At 69.8% G+C, this 1,529-nt stretch carries 1 protein-coding gene; it reads right to left on the bottom strand.

Translation table 11 applies throughout. The features are described 5' to 3' along the window. Nucleotides 1–260: 260 nt before the first annotated feature. The gene (locus ACZ4EG_RS46620; RefSeq protein WP_467795063.1) at nucleotides 261–1,469 is read right to left on the bottom strand and encodes an IS4 family transposase; all 1,209 of its coding nucleotides are present in this window, start codon (nucleotides 1,467–1,469) and stop codon (nucleotides 261–263) included. Nucleotides 1,470–1,529 lie beyond the last annotated feature (60 nt).

Below are 1,529 nucleotides of genomic sequence, written 5' to 3'. Positions count from 1 at the left end.
CAATACCAGTGACTTAAGGGATTGGGTCCCAGCTTCGTGGGACCTTGACCGGTGGGTTGATCGGGGCGGTGCGCCAGTGCGGGGCGATGGCTGCGGCTGGAGGGTGGGCAAGCCGGGTGCCGTGTCGATGCTCGTCGCGCTTGACGCCGAAGTTGGACATCTTGCGTTTGACGACGCGGGGGTTGAGGCGTGCGCGGCGTTTGGGTAACCGGCGTGCTGCTATCTCGCGGATGCTGTCAGCGAGGGCTGCGGCCAGGCGGTCAGGGGGAAAAGGCCGCCTGGGCGGTGACCTGGCGGCGGGCGAGGCGGATGCTGCGGGTGAAGGAGAGCCGGTCGGCATCGAGGCCGGCGTGTTCGGCGGTGTCGTGCATCAGCGTGCGGATGGCGTGGTGGACCAGCAGATGGCCCCACACCTCCTGTTCGACGCCGCCGGGTGAGCGGGACCGCAGGACCTCGGCGGGGCCGCGCTGGTGGGTCTTGAGCTCGTCCAGTGTGGTCTCGATCTCCCACCGCTCCTGGTAGAGGGCGGCCAACTCCAGGGCGGGGGCGGCCTCGTGGTCGAGGATGGTGGTGATCAGCCGGTAAGGGGCTTCCTCGGGAGGCCGGCCAGGACCGTCCAGGGTGTACTCGATCACCCGCACCACCTGCGGATCGGAGCGTTTGCGGTGGTCCTTGGCCGTCACGATGTCCGACAGGTACGAGCCGTCGGGCAGTTCCTTGCGCACCGGCAACACGGCACTGGACTTCACCCGCCACAGCAGGTCGGCGCCGCAGGCCGAGGCCGCACGCCACAGCTCCAGACCCGTGAAGCCGCGGTCGGCCAGCAGCAGGTCACCCGGGCCGAGGCGGCCGAACAGCTCACGCGCGAGGGCCGGTTCGGAGAGCGCAAGCGGGCCCAGGGCGGCAGCGGTGATGGCGTGAGTGCCACACTCGGCCAGCGCCACCACCCGCACCTGCGGGAACGCGCACCGCTGAGTGCGGTGAGTCTTCGGGCGCCCGAAGTACGTGGCGTTCTCCTCGCTGTCGGGGACGTCGAAGACCGTGCCATCGATCGCCAACAGGTGCCACCGGCCATAGAAGGCGCCCCGCGTCGACTCCGTCGCCAAGGGCCTGGCCACCTGGGCGAACAACGCCTTCAGCGGCTCAGGACCGAGCTTGGCCCGGGCCCGTGAGATCGCCGCCGTGGTGGGCACCTGCCAGGAGCCCGACCAGCGTTTCGCCCAGGCCAGCCCGTGCGTCAGCAGCCGCGCGACCTCTTCATACCCCTGGCCGGCGAACAGGCACATGGCGAGCACGAAGTAGACCACCACCCGCGGCGGCAGCAGCCGGTTGCGCTGCCCGGACCTCCCGCACTCGGCCACCACCCGGTCCACGAGCTCCGGCGGGAACGACCGCGTCAGCAACCCGATCGCGATCCGGTCCGACAACCGCTCGTCCGTCTCCGGCTTGACTTGACCCGGCCGTGGCATCCAGGCACCTCCCGGCCACGCACCCTACCAGCAACAGACCTTAAGTCACTGGTATTGAGG

The sequence above is a fragment of the Streptomyces sp. NPDC025638 genome, from assembly GCF_055558775.1.
The sequence above is the reverse complement of the archived record's forward strand: the minus strand, read 5'-3'. Positions and strand labels throughout refer to the sequence as shown.

What these genes read in the sequence shown, in the direction of transcription:
- ACZ4EG_RS46620 (WP_467795063.1), bottom strand. Translation starts at nt 1,469, where the DNA reads ATGCCACGGCCGGGTCAAGTCAAGCCGGAGACGGACGAGCGGTTGTCG.